The sequence below is a fragment of the Microcoleus sp. AS-A8 genome (genome assembly GCA_039962225.1).
Classification (GTDB): Bacteria; Cyanobacteriota; Cyanobacteriia; order Cyanobacteriales; family Coleofasciculaceae; genus Allocoleopsis.
On record JAMPKV010000012.1, the window covers coordinates 13,341 to 31,059 of the forward strand.

Annotated in this window: 16 protein-coding genes; 7 read left to right on the forward strand and 9 right to left on the reverse strand. The window is 47.6% G+C overall.

Annotated features, from left to right (window positions below):
• Positions 1–18 precede the first annotated feature (18 nt).
• Positions 19–282, reverse strand: a complete 264-nt coding sequence (locus NDI48_19695; GenBank protein MEP0833393.1) for a DUF3146 family protein — start codon at positions 280–282, stop codon at positions 19–21.
• Between the two features lie 386 nt (positions 283–668).
• The gene (locus tag NDI48_19700) at positions 669–1,643 is read right to left on the reverse strand and encodes a hypothetical protein (protein ID MEP0833394.1); all 975 of its coding nucleotides are present in this window, start codon (positions 1,641–1,643) and stop codon (positions 669–671) included.
• 240 nt (positions 1,644–1,883) lie between these two features.
• Between NDI48_19700 and NDI48_19705 the strand changes: the two genes are divergently transcribed.
• The 4 genes from NDI48_19705 to NDI48_19720 all read left to right on the forward strand — a co-directional run bounded on the left by NDI48_19705 (position 1,884) and on the right by NDI48_19720 (position 6,119).
• Positions 1,884–2,780 (forward strand): glycosyltransferase family 2 protein, encoded by an 897-nt coding sequence (locus NDI48_19705; GenBank protein ID MEP0833395.1) that lies wholly within the window; start codon positions 1,884–1,886, stop codon positions 2,778–2,780.
• A 174-nt stretch (positions 2,781–2,954) separates the two neighbouring features.
• Positions 2,955–4,115 carry a glycosyltransferase family 4 protein gene (locus NDI48_19710; protein MEP0833396.1) on the forward strand — a complete coding sequence of 387 codons (1,161 nt, stop codon included), beginning with the start codon at positions 2,955–2,957 and terminating at the stop codon, positions 4,113–4,115.
• Positions 4,116–4,161: 46 nt separating this feature from the next.
• Complete coding sequence (locus tag NDI48_19715; GenBank protein MEP0833397.1) at positions 4,162–5,238, forward strand: NAD-dependent epimerase/dehydratase family protein; 1,077 nt, start codon at positions 4,162–4,164, stop codon at positions 5,236–5,238.
• Positions 5,235–6,119, forward strand: coding sequence for a WecB/TagA/CpsF family glycosyltransferase (locus tag NDI48_19720; GenBank protein ID MEP0833398.1), 885 nt, complete (start codon positions 5,235–5,237; stop codon positions 6,117–6,119). Before NDI48_19715 ends, NDI48_19720 begins: the two co-directional genes overlap by 4 nt.
• Before the next feature lie 38 nt (positions 6,120–6,157).
• Here the strand turns inward: NDI48_19720 and NDI48_19725 are convergent, their stop codons facing one another.
• From NDI48_19725 to NDI48_19755, 7 genes are all read right to left on the reverse strand, one after another.
• A complete protein-coding gene (locus tag NDI48_19725) occupies positions 6,158–6,577 on the reverse strand; it encodes a secondary thiamine-phosphate synthase enzyme YjbQ (GenBank protein ID MEP0833399.1) in 420 nt (139 codons plus the stop codon).
• A gap of 53 nt (positions 6,578–6,630) precedes the next feature.
• A complete protein-coding gene (locus NDI48_19730; GenBank protein ID MEP0833400.1) occupies positions 6,631–7,215 on the reverse strand; it encodes a hypothetical protein in 585 nt (194 codons plus the stop codon).
• 24 nt (positions 7,216–7,239) lie between these two features.
• Entirely contained in the window at positions 7,240–7,878 is a 639-nt protein-coding gene (locus NDI48_19735; protein ID MEP0833401.1) for a hypothetical protein, read from the reverse strand.
• Positions 7,875–8,975 carry a glycosyl transferase gene (locus tag NDI48_19740; GenBank protein ID MEP0833402.1) on the reverse strand — a complete coding sequence of 367 codons (1,101 nt, stop codon included), beginning with the start codon at positions 8,973–8,975 and terminating at the stop codon, positions 7,875–7,877. The genes NDI48_19735 and NDI48_19740 overlap by 4 nt, the downstream gene beginning before the upstream one ends.
• A gap of 159 nt (positions 8,976–9,134) precedes the next feature.
• Complete coding sequence (locus NDI48_19745; GenBank protein MEP0833403.1) at positions 9,135–10,010, reverse strand: hypothetical protein; 876 nt, start codon at positions 10,008–10,010, stop codon at positions 9,135–9,137.
• 132 nt (positions 10,011–10,142) lie between these two features.
• On the reverse strand, positions 10,143–10,745 hold the full coding sequence (locus NDI48_19750; GenBank protein ID MEP0833404.1) for a DUF1517 domain-containing protein: 603 nt from the start codon (positions 10,743–10,745) through the stop codon (positions 10,143–10,145).
• Between the two features lie 234 nt (positions 10,746–10,979).
• Entirely contained in the window at positions 10,980–11,345 is a 366-nt protein-coding gene (locus NDI48_19755; protein MEP0833405.1) for a response regulator, read from the reverse strand.
• A 247-nt stretch (positions 11,346–11,592) separates the two neighbouring features.
• On the opposite strand from NDI48_19755, the gene NDI48_19760 reads away from it, so the two are divergent.
• The 3 genes from NDI48_19760 (at position 11,593) to NDI48_19770 (ending at position 17,705) form a co-directional block, all read left to right on the forward strand.
• Positions 11,593–12,375, forward strand: a complete 783-nt coding sequence (locus NDI48_19760; GenBank protein ID MEP0833406.1) for an ABC transporter permease — start codon at positions 11,593–11,595, stop codon at positions 12,373–12,375.
• 98 nt (positions 12,376–12,473) lie between these two features.
• Positions 12,474–13,340 (forward strand): aldo/keto reductase, encoded by an 867-nt coding sequence (locus NDI48_19765; protein MEP0833407.1) that lies wholly within the window; start codon positions 12,474–12,476, stop codon positions 13,338–13,340.
• Positions 13,341–13,466: 126 nt separating this feature from the next.
• Positions 13,467–17,705: a PAS domain S-box protein gene (locus NDI48_19770; GenBank protein ID MEP0833408.1), complete on the forward strand. Its 4,239-nt coding sequence runs from the start codon at positions 13,467–13,469 to the stop codon at positions 17,703–17,705.
• Positions 17,706–17,719 lie beyond the last annotated feature (14 nt).

Below are 17,719 nucleotides of genomic sequence, written 5' to 3' on the forward strand. Positions count from 1 at the left end.
TGAACGGATAGCCTCTAATCACAGTTCGGCTCGAATCGTAAAGGCATAATCTCCTCCTGGCTCCAATTGGTAATCGCAGCGCTCCAAAAAACGACCAAGTGGCTCTTGAATCAGAGCACGTCCTAGAGAGGGTTTGACAGATAACTGTCCCTTCCGGAAACACCACTGAAACTGCCACTTATATTCTGCCGCTTGAACTTCTCCTTCCATCTTGCCCTGTTGCCAGGAGTGCTGCGTAATCCTGACATAGGCAGTCGTTTCCGGCAGATTCATGGAACTCACAATAACTACAAGGCTTCACGCGTTTAAAAACTTAGGGTAGCAGATTCGTAGAGAACTACTCCTTTCTCACTCGGTAGATTTTGGGCAAAGAGGAAACCGGATTTTGCCCCTACAATCATCTTGTCCTGGGAAAGGAGTCAGTCACAATCAAGTGCTGCTGCCTCAATCGGAGCTGAATCAAACCCATCCCCCATTCCCTGTGGCCAATTCTCAACAAACGATGATTTTTCTGAGCTATAGCAAAAGGCACCGGAGCTTTAGTGAGAATGAGGAGGTACCGCAGCTCATACGAGGAGGCTTCAAGGCAGAAGGGATGCATATTGACGGCTCAAGGTTTCAGTATTTGGCGAGAGTCAAGAGTTGCCTTGGCGACTGCTATATAACGGTTATTTTTGAGTCAATATCCTTTGACGCTGTTGAGATAATTTGCGAATGATTTTGTTCTTATAAACGTTCACAAGGCTGGAATAATCTTCTAATTTCAGCCATAAATTAGCAGTTGTTCCAGTATATCCACGCTCATTGTGGAGAAACTGCCGCCGACAAAAACTCATGGGTTCTGGGTAGACTTGAGACGTTGATAATCTTGGCTTTGGCCCACACCAGTGAATCACCATCGCCTCTTCATTCTGTACCACTGGCCCCGTTTCCTCCACAGGAAAGCGTTTTTGTAGTGCCTCTCGTTCAAAATCGGGGACAATGAGTTGCATCGGCACTTGCCCCAAGCGAATTTTTCCCTTATCTGCCGCCCGGAAGAGCATGAAGTTCAAGAAACCCATCTCACCATATTTAAAGATTCCTGGATGCTTTTCCGTGAAATCTAAAATCTCAATGTACTCCTCCAAACTAAAGATATCTCGTGTTCCAAAGAAGGTTCCTGTACAAAAATAATCATTGCGGTGAGCTTGCCAGTTAAAATCGGGGAAATACTTCTCAAGTTCTGAAATTTCAAAGAAAAATTCACAAACCTTGTCGTCGGGATAGCCATAAAGGGGCTTGTCAATTACTGCATCATACTTTTTAAAGTCGGCATACTTGAGGACATTCCCCCACACATTCGTATCCGCATCTAAAACGAGAAAATGTTTCCAGGGGCTTTCCCAAAATGCAATCATCTTCGTTTTCCCCCAACCAAAGCTTCTTTTTCTGAGAAGCTCATGGGTCACATTATGGTGATTGAGGATACGAACGTTGTATGCCTTTTCCAATGAACTGACCGAGAACGTTCCATCAACAATCAGACAGATCGGAACATTGCCCAAAAAATGTCTAATACTGGCACAACAGCCCTTGGCAAATAAGTAATCTTGGTAACAACAGGCAACAATGATGCCAAAATCTTCCATAATGACTTGTCTCACTTTCGAGGAGTGATAATTGAGGGGTTGATCGTAAGTTACGGTAAAATTCTATCGATACAAGGCATAAACTTGTCATCTTTTGTGCCGTTAGTCAGGGATTGGCTCCATGAGAGCTAACCCGATCCGTTGGATTAGAGATATGGGATGTAAATTTCAAGCCAGAAAAATTTCTAGGTTCTTTCCCTATGCGGATTAAGCAGACTGTAACTCATTGCAACCAGAGGCAACACGTTTGAACCGATGAACTGCGATCGCCTAGCTGCACTGCTCACTTGCCATAACCGCAAGCTACTGACTTTGGCTTGTCTTCAGGCTCTATTCAATCAGGAAATCAAGCGTGAAATCACAATTGATGTTTATTTAGTCGATGATGCCAGTACGGATGGTACCGCAGAGGCTGTAGCCCAGTCCTATCCCCAGGTGAAGATTCTCAAAGGAGATGGCAGCTTATTTTGGAATGGTGGAACCCGCCTTGCCTTTGCTGAAGCCATCAAGGACGACTACGACTACTACCTGTGGCTGAACAATGACACCCTGCTTTACCCCAACGCCTTAAGCCACCTCTTAGAAACATTTGAGCATTTGCGGACTCAAGGTGAGCCTCGACCTCTTGTTGCCGGCTCGACTTGCGATCCCCAAACCCAAGTCCCAACTTATGGGGGGGTAATGCGCCGTAGCCGTTGGCGACCCCTTAAATTTGACCTCCTAGAACCTAGGGAGTCCGCACAGCGCTGTGACACGATTAACGGCAACTGTGTTCTGATCCCCAGAGAAGTGGTTCAAGTCGTGGGGAATCTAGAGCCTGCTTTTACCCACTATGCCGGTGACTGGGACTACGGTTTACGCGCCCAGCGACAGGGATGTACCGTTTGGGTCGCGCCTGGATATGTCGGGACTTGTTCCCAGAACTACAAGCCAGGGAGTGAGGCGGATTTATCCGTAGCGTTCGGTGAGGGACTCAAAAAAATTGGACAACCCAAGGGTTTACCCGTAAAAGAACAAGTCCTTCACCCTTTTTGGGAGTGGAAAGTATTTGCCCAGAGGCATGGCGGCTTGCTTTGGCCCATTTACTGGTTGATTCCCTATCGCAGATTATTGGGAATTTCACCTCTCGGTGGTTCTGAAAAAAACGGCTGAATGAGTAAAAATACTAGTGGGATTGTAGCGCCGCTAGCCGCTATGTGGTGGTCAGAAAGCGGATAATCTCATGTTATTGATTCAGGCAAATTTTTGCTGGAACGCCTATGATTCATCCCCATGTTGTGAGAAAGTGGCTAGATAGCCGGGTCTGTATAACTCAGGGTCAACCCGATGGACGACATTAAAGATATCCGTATTGCTTGGTTAGTACCTTCGGTAGAACTGGGAGCTTACTGGCAACCTGTATTGAGAGAATTCACAAAGGTATTTAAAAATACAATTTTTTACACCGGTTTGGTTTGGCCCGGATTCGCTCCTGAAGTTCCCGGCGCAAATGTAATCAAAATTGTTGGGGAGATGAAATCTCTAGAGATGACTCAGACGAAAGGTTACAGCCGTCGTCTGATGATACTCTCTCCCGGTATCATCGGTCACTTAATACAATTTAAGCCACAAGTTATCTTGGCTCAAGCTTATTCGTTGTGGACTCTGTTAGCGCTGCTTTTAAAACCTTGGGGAAAGTGGCGATTTATCATTATTTATGATGGCAGCTCTCCCAACTCAGATTTTCGAGATTCATCCCTGCGTTCGCTGTTTCGACGAGTGATGTCTCGCTATGCGGATGCCTTTGTGGCTAATAGTTACGGAGCTAAAGATTATCTGATTGAGGGGGTGGGGGCAAAGCCCGAAATTGTGTTTACCAAAACGTATTTAGTGCCGGATGCAACCACTTTACAGCAAAGTTTTGAGAACGCTGAACGCGTGGATGAAACGCTCAAGCATCCAATTTTTCTGTATGTGGGACGTATTACACCCAGAAAAGGGATTAAGTCCCTTTTAGAAGCCTGCTCTATCCTACGCTCTCAGGGATATCTAGATTATTCGCTGCTCATTGTTGGCACAGGTGAGCAACGAGAGGAACTAGAAATCTTTATTAAAAATCAACATTTAGAAGATCAGGTCAGGTGGGTCGGCTGGGTAGAATATGGGCGTCTAGGTAAATACTTCCAACAGGCAGATGTTTTTGTATTTCCTACCCTAGAAGATATATGGGGAATGGTGGCGCTTGAAGCGATGGTTTTTGGTAAACCTGTTTTATGTTCTAAATGGGCAGGAGCCGCAGAAATGGTGAGTGAGGGCAAGAATGGTTATATTTTTGACCCGTTTGCACCTGAGGAATTAGCGATCGCCATGCGCCGTTTTCTAGAACATCCAGAACTAATTGAGTCAATGAGCCAGCAATCTCAGAAACTCATTAGTGCGAAAAATCCATCTTCAGCCGCCCAATCTTTTGTGGAGATTATTTCTTTAGTTTTGGAGAAAGAGTCATAAAACCTCCATTGTCTAGCTTGTTCTATCTGTATTTTGGGAGTAAAACGTGAGTGTCGCTATCATTACTGGCTCAGCCGGGTTAATTGGCTCTGAAGCTACAACGTTTTTTGCCGAGCAAGGTTTGGACGTGGTAGGAATTGACAATGATATGCGTCGCGTATTTTTTGGCGAGGACGCCTCTACAACTTGGAATCGACAACGCCTGGAAAAAACTCTGGGAACACAATATACTCACCTAGAGGCCGATATTCGAGACCACGAAACCATTACCCAAATTTTTAGGAAATATGCTCCTAATATCGTCCTGATTATTCATACTGCCGCTCAACCTTCTCACGATTGGGCTGCACGCGACCCGATGATGGATTTTTCGGTGAATGCGAATGGGACTCTCAATCTGTTAGAGGCAACTCGTCAATACTGTCCAGAGGCTCCTTTTATATTCACTTCAACCAATAAAGTATACGGGGATACACCGAATCGCTTGCCTCTTGTTGAACTCGAAACTCGTTGGGAAATTGACCCCAATCATACGTACACATCGGGGATACAAGAGGATATGTCGCTGGATCAAACTCTCCATAGTTTATTTGGTGCCTCTAAAGTTGCAGCAGATGTTTTGGTTCAAGAATATGGGCGCTATTTTGGGCTGCGTACTGCCTGCTTTCGAGGTGGATGTCTCACTGGACCCAATCATTCCGGGACTCAATTACACGGCTTTTTGGCTTATTTGATGAAATGTGCGGTGATCGGCACGCCTTATACGGTTTATGGTTATAGAGGGAAACAAGTCCGCGATAATATTCATAGCGCTGACCTCATTCAAGCCTTCTATGAATTTTTTAAAGCACCTCGAGTAGCAGAGGTGTATAACACTGGTGGTGGTCGCTACAGCAACTGCTCCATGTTAGAAGCGATTGAAATCTGTCAAAGGATAGTCGCACGGGAAATGAAGTGGACTTACTCTGAACAAAATCGCATTGGCGATCATATCTGGTGGATTAGCAATAATCAAAAATTTTCTCAACATTATCCAAACTGGAAATTAAAGTACAATGTCCCGCAGATCTTGCAGGAAATCTACGAATGTAACTACGAGCGATGGACGAAAGGGGCACTATGATGACCGATGCAGGTAATCCGAATATTCTGGTCAATGAACAAGAATCTACCCAGTTAGACGCAAAAACAATTGCAGAGCTTGATGAAGGCAAACGCAATGTTTTAGGCGTTCGAGTAGATGCGGTAAATTACGAGGCTGCCGTCCATAAAATCATTGCCGCAGCCCGTCAGGGAAAAAAGCTATCGGTTTCAGCCCTAGCGGTTCATGGCGTGATGACGGGAGTTCTTGATGAAACCCATCGTTATCGTCTCAATCGTTTAGATCTCGTCTGTCCGGATGGGCAACCCGTGCGTTGGGCGGTCAATTTGTTATATAAACTGAAACTTCCCGATCGCGTTTGTGGCCCTGTCTTGATGCTAAAAATTTGTGAACGTGCCGCTCAAGAAGGATTGCCGATTTACCTGTATGGCAGTCGTCCGGAAATCCTCGAAGCTCTGAGCAAGAATCTTTGCGATCGCTTCCCCAAATTAATCATTGCCGGTTCTCAGCCCTCTCGCTTCCGCCAAGTCTCGATCCAAGAAAAACAGCAAATCGTGGAACAGATTCGTCAAAGTGGTGCTGCGATGGTGTTTGCGGGTTTGGGGTGCCCCAGGCAAGAAGTATGGGTGTACGAATATAGCCAGGATTTAGCCATGCCCGTGATGGCGGTAGGTGCTGCTTTTGATTTCCACGCGGGTCGAATATCACAAGCACCAGTCTTTATGCAGCGCTGGGGCTTGGAATGGTTTTATCGGCTGATGCAAGAACCGACTCGTTTGTGGCGGCGCTATGTTTTCTTAAATCCTCTCTATATCTCGCTATTTATTTTGCAGTTCTTTAAAGTCGTCTATTTCAATCCGGCCAACGCCAAGCCTCCCAGAGAAGACATGCGATATGGATAGGTTGGGAGAATCCTATAGCTATCAAATGTCAAACAAGATTAGCTGCCTGTGATGTGAACTACCACTTCACGGTGATGGTTTTGTTGCCGATGTTCCCAAAGATAAATTCCCTGCCAGGTTCCTAAGACCAATCTGCCACGAGCAATGGGAATTTGTTCGGATGTCTTGGTGAGAGCTGTGCGGATGTGAGCCGGCATATCATCAGGCCCTTCGGCATCATGGATATAGCTTTTACCATCCTCTGGCACTAATTTGGCAAAAAAATTTGATAAATCTTTAAGAACATCGGGGTCTGCATTTTCTTGAATCACCAGGCTGGCAGAAGTATGGCGTAAGAAAATTGTACACAGTCCAGTGTCGATACCTGACTCGGCAACAAGGGATTGCACTTTCGAGGTAATTGGGGAGAACGATTTACCGGTGGTTTGAATTCTTAGAAATTGTTGGTATTGCCTCATAAATAAATGGAGATGGATCAGATCAATCATTACCCGATCAGATTAAAAGCGTCCTAGCCAGTGAGTTCATCGGTTGCGGTTTCCTCTGGTAGATCGAGCAAGGCAATTAATCGCTGAGCATTAAACTCACCCTCAACAGTAACGTTGCTGGTTATGGGTGCCGGAGCTAACTCACCCTCAGCCGTAACCTTGCTGGTTATTTGTGTCGGCTCTAACTCACCCTCAAGTTCAGTAACCTCGCTAGTTATGGGTGCCGACTGTAACTCACCCTCAGCCGTAACCTCGCTGGTTATTTGTGCCGGAGCTAACTCACCCTCAGGTTCAGTAACCTCGGTAGTTATGGGTACCGACTCTAACTCACCCTCAGCCGTAACAACAGGGGTGATTGCCTCAGCCTGAGCGGCTTCCTCCAGAGTTTCAGCGTTTGGCTCCAGGTTTTGTGTGTCTTGCTCAGAGTTATTAGCTTCTGGCTCAGTTGTCTCAGCTTCTGGTTCACTCCAAGGAGAATCGTAATGATTCCAAGGAAGAATAGGCGTGTTAGGCAGGTTGCGCGTTAAAACCGTTATATTGTCTGGATCGGGTTCCGGTAGCGTTAAATGTTCACCGGAGCCTATAGTGTCAACAGGTTTGGAATCCATAAATTTGAGTTTAGCCAACTCTACTCAGCTCAATTGCACAAAATATGATGCTACTACATGCATTAACAGAATGATTGCAATCCCCCAAGTCACAAAGGCCGAATACTTCAATGATAAAGAAACATCCTCCAATCGTTGCCTGTTTGCATTATAGGTCTCGGCTAGATTAACGAGCATTTGCAATTGATACTCTTCAGGTGACAAAACTAAATAGCGTTCTAAGAATTTTTTATCTTCTAAGTTCGGGCTGACAGCCACCTGCCTTGGCAGAAAAGCGCTAATTAATAAAGTGAAATTTAGCAGAAATCCTAGGATTTCTGCAATGCTGAAGGGACTCGGAAAAAACAGTAGCCGAGAAATTATTAGACTCGTCAAAAGAGCGCCGTTGGTGACAAACAAGATATTAAGCTTTGTGGTTAGGGTTTGACTCCGTTCCCTTTGTTGCTCGATAACCATACGGACATCTTTAGCGGCTAGCTCTAGGGTTGAAATAGTCCGGTTTTCTCGTATTTCAGGGATTTTGCTATCTTGTGTTTCTGATGCCTTGTTTTGTCGGGCTTCTCCTCCTGTTTCTAGCGTTTGGTTCTCTTTGGCTTCTGCTGTCTTGGGCGTATCAGGGAGCTTGTGCGGCGTTTCGGGCAGGAAATTGACGGCGGCTGTCATTGCAGGGAGATGTATCCGTGAGTCTGGTAATAATGGATGACGGATTGGGCGATCGCTTCTGTTCCATTTTTCGCCACCTGTTGAGATTGCCTCGGTGGCTGGGGCGAATCGGATAAAAAGTCCCATTTGCCCTGGAAAAAGTCTTCGGGTGTTATTACTTGATGATAAGCATAATTTTTGATACCTTCCAGCAGCAAGGGAGCTTCTGCAAAGCCCTCGCGCATGAGAGACGCGATCGGTATTCCGATGCGTACAGCTTCGGCAAAGGTACTATACCCCGGTTTAGAAACGACTCGCCCACACAAGGGCATAAATTCAACCGGGCGATAGTCTTTTCCGGAAACCTTTAATAAATTAGGTAAGTCAGGGGCTTGCTGATCGAAGGTAATGAATTGCCAGTCCGGAAACTGAGTTAGAGTCTGGTAAGGAATTTCCTGGAGATTGAGTCCACCAAAAGTGAGTAAAATTGTTTTTTCTGATGGCAGCGTCAGGTTAAATTTGTTTCGTAACTCGTCTACCGTGTAGCGTGGCGTTCCACCGGTTAACCCTACATCAGTGATGTTGCCAAAGGCATTCATAGGTTCATGGAAGGGCAGGCGAAATAAGCGATCGCACATTCCATAACACTCCCCAATCCAATCCGCCATCTCCACAAATTCTCCTCCCCAAGCGCGGTAGATAAAGTCCCAACCAAAATTACTCAGCATCCAACAGGGAATCCCCGCCGCTTTGGCAATACTCGCCGCCAAGGGGGGGATATCCGCTAAAATCAGCCCTACCCGGTTGGTGCGGATAAAATTCACCTCACCTGCAACAATGGAACCTGCCGACTTGCGAATCTGGCGTAATTTTTCCAAGGTGGCGTCTTGATCCATATTTAAGCTATCCGACTGAATCACACCCACATCCAAAGCCCGTGGACGCTGGATAAAATCACCTGGAATATAAGTTTCTAACAACCAACGCGGTGCGGTTGTGACGAGAACCAGTAAGATTTCTGGACACAGTTGTTGAATTGCCTCCGCTACGCAGGAGGCACGTACAGCATGACCAAAGCCGTGGTTGGTGATGGCAATGTAAAGAACAGGGCGAGACATGTTAGGGCGTCGGTAAGGGTTAACGTTAAGGCTTGTAACGCGTCAATGATACCCTTTAGCCAGACGGATAGCCTCGACTGGGAGAGGTTTAACAACGACAAAATAAGGGCACGATATATCGTGCCCCTACTCACTCAATTCACCACGCAGACGCCTGTTTTAGCGCCGCCTAGGACTGCCGAAGGCTCCTCCTGATCTGCGCGCAGGACTCCGTGTACCGCTGCCAAATCGACTAGGACTGTTGGTACGGCTGGGACGCGATTGGTTAGAAGGGCGTAACCGACTAGTACCGTAACCTGATCCGGACGAGCGATTCGCGTTGTTGGGTGCTGGGCGAACCACACTCGGTCGATTAGCTGAGGGTCTCCTTAAGCCTCCAGTTGTACGGAAGGTTTGACGATTTCTCACCGCTGGGGGTGGCGTTTGGTAGCGAGTTTGGTATCGATTGACAGCCTCGTTGTAGCTGCTGCCGTATCCACCATAGCCTCTCATAATTCCCCCAGGCTGATACACAGGGGGTACGTAGTAAGTCGGTCTAAATAGCAGACTGCCCAAAGCTTGACCCGCCAACGCGCCTGCAAAAGGTGCCCAGAAGCCAGATTGCTGACGCACGATCACCGTTTCTTGTTGACCCGTTTGGGGATTAGTCTGTGTTTCCGTTACGTTGTGGACATATTCAATCTTGAAGTCGGGTGTCAGGTGCATCGCGGCCTGACCCCCATTAATCTCCAGATAAGTCTGCTTTCCTTCCGCAACTTCAGCATCAGTCAGACGCGCCATCTGTAAATTTTCCGTGCGGTAAACCGGGGGAGTGCCCGCTGGTGTATTGAGCAACATGACGGAGTATTCTCCATTGGCATCGTTGTAAGTTGCCTGTTGCACCGCATATTGCCCCTGACTCAACTGGTTACGAGGGGCTGAGGTATTGTTGCTCTGATTGGGGTAAGACTGGGTTGAGTTGGGAGAACTACAGGCTAAGGTAGTCCAACACAAACTTAGGGATAATAGAACAATTGTGAGTTTACGCCACATCATAAGTCAAAAGTTAAGGCAATCCAATTCGGTTATTGCGATCAGAGAGAGGAAGGACATCAAGAGGCTCAGGATAAGGTGATAGGGAAAGTGAAACCTTCTGGGTGTATCTTCTCTCCTTATTCCCCCTCTTCTTTACAAGGGAATCAGTTCAGGAAAATTGACGATGAGTTGATCATTCGTCAGTTCATCTCCAAACTGGGCTGGGGAAAAATGAACCTGAATCGCTTCGAGTCTTTCCTGATAGTGGAGATTAATCAAGGCTTTCAGACCTGCTTTGAGCGTTTCCATACTGGCTAAATTGGTTTCCAGTTCCGGGACTTCTCCGGTACAGGCAACGGCAATCATCACCACCAAGTTACGCGTAACCGGCAAGGATAGTTGGTCATTCGGCCCAAGGGGTTGATGGTAGTCAGGTTCACTCAGGTACCGCTCGGCTGAGTCTGTAAATAACTCATTGATATAGTCTCCGGCTTCACCCTCACTCCAGAACACATCGCCTTCATTCGCCGCTGATTGCCAATAGACGTCGTATTGTAATAAGCTCTGGCAAAGTTCTACTAATCCTTGTCCTAAAACGTCAAGGTCTCCATCTGCGTCAACAGCTTCCCGTGCACTGCGGTTGAGAACTCCCAATAGCGGTGCCACTTCTTCACCCGCTAAATGGATAAATACACGACATACCATATATCGAGTTCGACCACCAAGTTTATTGAGGCGATCGCGCCAAGAATTCATTCACTTCCTCTACTATTAATGCAAACAATTATTAATGTAAATTAAGCTCTATATCTTACTGTAGTCAATGTCTTGTGCAGCACCCTCTACCCTCAGATTGACCTCAGTGTCAACGGCTCCCGCTCAAACCGATACTCATGGGAGGCTGGGTAAATCAAGCGCAGAGAATTGCAAACACGAAGCTTTGTGCCTGGAATAGAAACTTCCTGGCCTATAATGTTGATCTAGTACAGATTAGGGTTCTAGGCGATTAGAGATTGCCGTTAAAAATATATCCACATTAAACGGTTTGAGAATATAATCATTCATTCCCATCTCTCTAATTTTCTGGAGATTGCTGCGATCCGCACTAGCCGTGAGGAATAGGAAGGGAATCGTGGCAGTGCCAGTATCTTCGCGCAGTGCATTTAAGACACCATAACCATCAAGTTCTGGCATCATGACATCGCATAAAATCAAATCGGGTTGATATTCTTTCGCTAGCCGCACACCCGCGAAACCATTTTCAGCTCCTAAAGCATCGAATCCTTCAATTTCCAGGAGTTCGATCAGATTTTCGCGAATAAAAACTTCGTCCTCAATCACCAGAATCTTTTTCATAATCCGTTCGGCTCTCACTATCTAGAGGAAGCAGAGTTCTAAACCTGACCCCAGAGCTAAGTCCACTATGGAGAGGAAGCAACATCTGTCTAACTCTGTATTTGGCGGCTCATTGCGATTGTCAGGTAAAGACTATCGCTTTAGCAAGGTGCAAGGGAAGAGTAAAAACACCCTAATGGAGTGATTTCCAACACCAATGAGCAGAAAATAATATGTGTTATCTCAGTCTCAAAGAGCGAGCCAACCGATGAAACGATACTTACGGGTATTAAATCTGTTCTGGAGTACTGCGATCGCGGCTGAACTTGAATATCGCCTAAACTTTCTGATTGCCACAACAAGCAGCTTAGGCAACCTGATCGGCAGCTTATTCGGACTCTTTCTATTTTACCGTACAGGTTATACCTTTGAAGGCTGGAGCTGGGAGCAAGCTCTCATCATCCTGGGCGTCTTTACCTTACTTCAGGGCTGTTCAGCTACCTTTCTCGTCCCCAACCTCAACCGCATTGTCGAGCAAGTCCAACAGGGAACACTGGATTTTGTCTTGCTTAAACCCATCAGCAGTCAGTTTTGGCTGTCTACCCGCACGATTTCCCCCTGGGGAATGCCGGATTTAATCTTCGCCGGCGTGCTGATTGCCTATGCTGGCGGACGCCTGGGTTTAGCGACCGAGAATTACCTGTTCAGTGTGATTCCCCTGATTTGTGGCATCATCAGCCTTTATAGCCTATGGTTTATGTTAGGAGCAACTAGTATTTGGTTTGTCAAAATTTATAACGTCACAGAAGTACTGCGAGGTTTGCTGGAAGCCGGTCGTTACCCCATGGTTGCCTATCCGGCTACGTATCGATTCTTCTTTACGTTTGTGGTTCCCGTCGCCTTCCTGACGACGGTACCCGCCGAAGTCATGCTGGGTCGAAGTCAGGTAAGTTGGGTTGTGGGTGCTGCGGCTTTGGCACTGGGGTTACTTTTGGCTTCTCGTATCTTTTGGCGCTTTGCCCTGCGTTTTTATACGAGTGCTTCTAGCTAAACTGGGTGAGGTAGTTGGCTGGGGTTGTCTGCATCGAACCACTCCAAGGACAGATGAGGCGGAGGAAAGACAGGAAGATAGCTATCGAGATTACACACATGGAAACAAAACAACTTGGTAATACGGGTGTAAACATCAGCGCCATTGGCCTAGGTGGTATGCCCCTATCCTTGAGTAGTAGACCTCCGGAAGCACAAGGGATTGAGGTGATTCATCGGGCACTCGATTTAGGCGTCACACTGATCGATACGGCTGACTCTTATTGTCAAGATGAGTCCGACAAGCACCACAATGAGCGACTGATCCACAAAGCCCTGCAAAGTTATGGGGGTGATAGCAGTCAAGTGATAGTGGCAACCAAAGGGGGCTTAATGCGACCCAATGGCAGTTGGACACGCAACGGCAACCCTTCTCACCTGCGGGAAACTATCCGGATTAGCTTTGAAGCACTAGGTGGGTCAAAACCCATTGATGTTTGGCAATATCACGCCCCTGACCCAGACTACACGATTGAGGAAGCTCTCCAACCAGCGAAGGAAGCTGTAGAGGGCGGTATGATTCGATTCGTGGGTGTTTCTAATTTCTCGGTTGAGCAAATCCAACGGGCGCGTGACGTGGTGGATGTGGTTTCTGTGCAGAATCAATACAACCCCTGGCATCGACAGCCAGAAACCGATGGCGTTCTGGAATATTGCGAAGCGGAAGGGTTGACATTTTTCCCGTGGAGTCCATTGGGGGGTAGCCGTCGGGTGAGTAGTTTGCAAGGAATTTCTGCGATCGCTCAATTAGCCCAGGAAAAACGAGTCTCTGTTTATCAGATTGTCATAGCGTGGCTGCGTGCGAAGTCATCCTGCATTGTACCCATCCCAGGAGCCAGTAAGATATCGAGTATCGATGACTCGGTTGCTGCTGTTGAGGTTAAGTTATCTCAATCAGAAGTCACACGCATCGACGCAGGAGTCTGAACGAAAGATTTAAGTATGAACCCAGGTAGCGTTTGCGTCCACTGTATCCTTCCGACTGCATTGTGATTGGTGCTCAACCTCAGACTGATTCCGCCTTGCTAGGCTAGTGGGTGAACACCACGAGCGTTGCAAATTATTTCGCAATCGGATGGCGAATGGTTACCGATCAAGCCTTGGGCAGGGCACCAGAAAAATTATATGTTGGCACTGTTAGCGAACTTGCTTTTAGAACGGTTTATTCCTCATGGACATTGCTACCTGTGGAAGCCAGGACTAGTAGGACTCCATTTAGTCTCCGATGTTCTCATTGCTCTGGCTTACTATTCCATTCCCCTGACGCTGATCTATTTTGTTCGCAAGCGACATGACCTGCCTTTTAGCTGGATCTTCCTCTTATTTGGAGCCTTCATCGTCGCTTGTGGCACAACCCACGTTATGGAAGTGTGGACACTGTGGCACCCCCAATATTGGTTGAGTGGATTGATCAAAGCGATGACGGCGGCTGTGTCTGTCACTACAGCCGTGCTATTGGTGCCGTTAATTCCTAAAGCCTTGGCGTTGCCGAGTCCCGCCGAGTTAGAAGTGGCTAATCGTCATTTAGAAACGGAAATTCGAGAACATGCGGCGACAACCACTCAATTGCAACAGGCACTCCAGCGGTTGACCTTTCATGTAGAAAACTCACCCCTAGCGGTGATTGAGTTGAACCATGAGTTTCGAGTCCAGCGTTGGTCGAAACAGGCCGAAAAACTCTTTGGTTGGCAGGCAGAGGAGGTGTTGAACCATCGCCTAGAGGAAGGGCAATTTGTGTTTGAGGAAGACTTGCCTTCAGTCCAACAAGACATGAGCCTTTTACTCGATGGAAGTTTACCCCATATTGTGGGGAAAAATCGTAACTATACCAAAGATGGCTCGGTTATTTATTGTCAGTGGTACAACTCGGCACTGTGGGACTCTTCGGGTGAACTCGTATCCATCCTGTCACTTGCTTTAGATGTCACAGAACGTACCCGTGCCGAACAGGCACTCAAAGAAAGTGAAGCCCGCTATCGAACTTTGGTAGAAACCTCGCCCGATGCGATTTCGGTTAGTGAGTTGAACGGTAAACTCCTCTTCTGTAACCGCCAAGTGGCTGTATTACATGGGTATGAAAGTGAGACAGAAATCCTGGGACGATTTGCCTGTGAATTAATTGCGCCGGAAAACCGCAGCATTGCCGATCTATGTCTTGAGAAGGTTCTCCAGCACGGCAGTATCCGAGATGTGGAGTACACCATGCTCAGGAGAAATGGTAGCCGTTTCCCGGCGGAAGTGAGTGCCTCCTTAATTCGAGATGCACAGGGACAGCCTCAAGCCATTATCGGCCTTGTTCGAGACATCACCGACCGCAAATCCGCCCAAGATGCCCTGAAAAAAGGCAAACAAGATTTAGAGGTGCAAGTCGAAGAGCGAACGACACAGTTAAAGCAGGTGAATGACCATCTCTTGGTGGAAATTCAAGAGCGTGCTCTCGCCGAAGAAGCGCTCCGCAAAAGTGAGGCAAGGCTGAATCAAGCGCTTTGTGCAGCTCAGATGGGTGCTTGGGACTGGGATCTGATGAGCGATCGCATGACCTGGTCGGAAGGCACAGAAACCTTGTTTGGTCTGATGCCTGGAGCCTTGGAAGGTAGCTACGATGCTTGTTTAAAGTATCTGCATCCCGATGACCGACCCACCGTGATTCAATCCCTAAGGCGTACCGTCGAGACAGGCACAAATTATGATGTGGAAGCTCGCTTGATTGACCTCAATGGGGCAACTCGCTGGATTGCCAGTAAAGGAGCGGTGATCCGCAACTCGAATGGTACAGCCGTTCGTATGACGGGTACCCTGATGGACATCACCAAGCGCAAGCAGATTGAGTTGGCTTTAGAACGAGAGCGTCAACAACTGCGGCAAATCATCGCCTGTGCCCCCCTTGCCGTGGCGATGTTTGATACTCAAATGCGCTATCTGGCCTACTCTCAAACTTGGATCACGGAGCAAGGCTTGGAGGAACAATCCATTCTAGGTTGTAGCCACTACGACATCTTTCCAGACCTTCCAGAGCGTTGGCAAGCTGAACACCAGCGAGCTTTGCAAGGAGAAGTCATCTCTATCAGTGAAGATGTCTGGGAGCGCAGCGATGGGACAAAAATTTACCTGCGTTGGGCGATTCATCCTTGGTACACTCCCGACGGTGAAGTCGGCGGCATTGTGATTGCCACAGATCGGATTAACGAATTGGTGGAGGCACGAGAAGCCGCTCTAGAAGCAACGCGGCTCAAGTCCCAGTTTCTCGCCAACATGAGTCACGAAATTCGCACCCCCATGAACGGTGTATTGGGGATGGCGGGGTTATTGTTGCAGACGCCGCTTACGCCTCAACAGTTGGAATATGCCAGTACCATCTGTAGCAGTGCAGAACACCTGCTGACGGTGATTAACGATATTCTTGACTTTTCCAAACTGGAAGCGGGTGAAATGCAGCTAGAAAACATCGATTTTGAGTTAGATAGCTGCATCGACTCAGTGGTGGATGTCTTAGCCGCACAGGCTCATGAAAAAGGGCTGGAGTTGGCGATGTGGATTTCGAGTGACGTTCCTAGACTGTTAAAAGGAGACCCCAATCGCCTGCGTCAGATTCTCCTCAACTTGGTGGGGAATGCCGTTAAGTTTACCGATGTGGGTCAAGTCTTGGTGAAAGTGTCGCTGAGTCGGGGACTGGCAACAGAGGAAGACGCCGCTGAAACGCAATTACCCATCACCCATCACCCATTACCGACTCCCATCCGATTTGAAGTCATCGATACAGGAATTGGTATTAGCGCTGAAAACCAAGAAAAACTATTCCAATCCTTTTCCCAAGTCGATGCCTCGACAACCCGGCAATATGGTGGGACTGGATTGGGATTGGTTATTTGCAAGCAATTGGTGGAGTTGATGGAGGGTGAAATTGGTATCGAGAGTGTGTTAAATCAGGGTTCTAAGTTCTGGTTTACAGCGTCGTTTGACCCTCCGACGGTAGTGGAGGCAATGGCTTGTCCCCTGGTTTTGCATCAGCTCAAACTATTAGTCGTCTCTGCTCAGACAACGACACGCCAAGCCTTGTGCGCCGCAATTCGCCGCAGTATTCGGTTGAATGAGTCTACTTCGCCAGCCGGGTTACTCACCGATAGTTGGGAGATGCAAGTGGATGAAGCCGTAGACACTCTCACAACTCTCAAGGCCTTGCGATCGAGTGTGGCTCAAGGAAATCCCTATGATGTGGCAATTCTAGACTTGCAACTGCCCAAGCCTCAGGGGGCGCTACTAGTACCGATGATTCGCTCCGATCCCACGCTAGCTCAGACGAAGCTGATTGTGATGACAACTAGCGATCGCTTGGATACGGTACAAGATTTAGAGGGAATGGCTATTTCTGGCTACCTGATTAAGCCAGTCAGAGCTTCGCGGCTGTTGGATTGTTTGGTGAGTGCCTTAGCTCCTCAAGAACAGGAGAATGAAGGTCAAGTATTGTGTGAGCTAGAAGAGGCGACGGCCCAAAACCCGAAACCGCCCCAGTCTTCTTTGAAAATTCTGCTGGTAGAAGACCATGAAGTCAATCAAATGGTGACGTTGAACCAGTTAGCAATGCTGGGGTTTGAAGCCGACTGTGTGGGGAATGGCGAGGAAGCGATCGCTCAATTAGCGCAACAGAACTATGACTTGGTTTTAATGGATTGTCAGATGCCCATCCTCGATGGCTATGATACAACACAAGAGATCCGACGTCGCGAAGGCTCAGAGCGCCATACGACTATAATTGCTCTGACGGCCCACGCTCTCCACAATGATCGCGAGAAGTGTTTAGCTGCAGGCATGGATGATTACCTCAGTAAACCGATCGCACAAGAAGCCTTAGGGGCGATGATCGAACGATGGACAAAACATACGGTAAAGCCTACAGTGGCGGATACAAACTCTGAAATTAAACACCATCCTGAACGTTCAACACTGAGTGTAGATGAAATCCCCCTGGATTTGGAACGCCTCAAGGCTATTTCTCGTGGCAAACTGAAATTTCAACAGCAACTGGTACAAGCTTTCATTAACAATGCTCAACCGGGATTAGAACAGATACGCCTTGCTATCCCAGTGAATAATTTTGAAATCATTGTGCAGCAAGCTCACCGACTCAAGGGGGCTAGTGCGAATGTGGGTGTGCGTTTGATGCCAGAGGTAGCCGCTCAATTGGAGCAACAGGCGCGAGACGAAAACTTGACAGGAGCGGCAGAAAAACTTGAAGCTTTGCAAAGCCAGTTGGAGCGGGTTAAGGCTTTTGTTGAAAATGGGTGGATTGACTAAGGCATGGGTGCTTT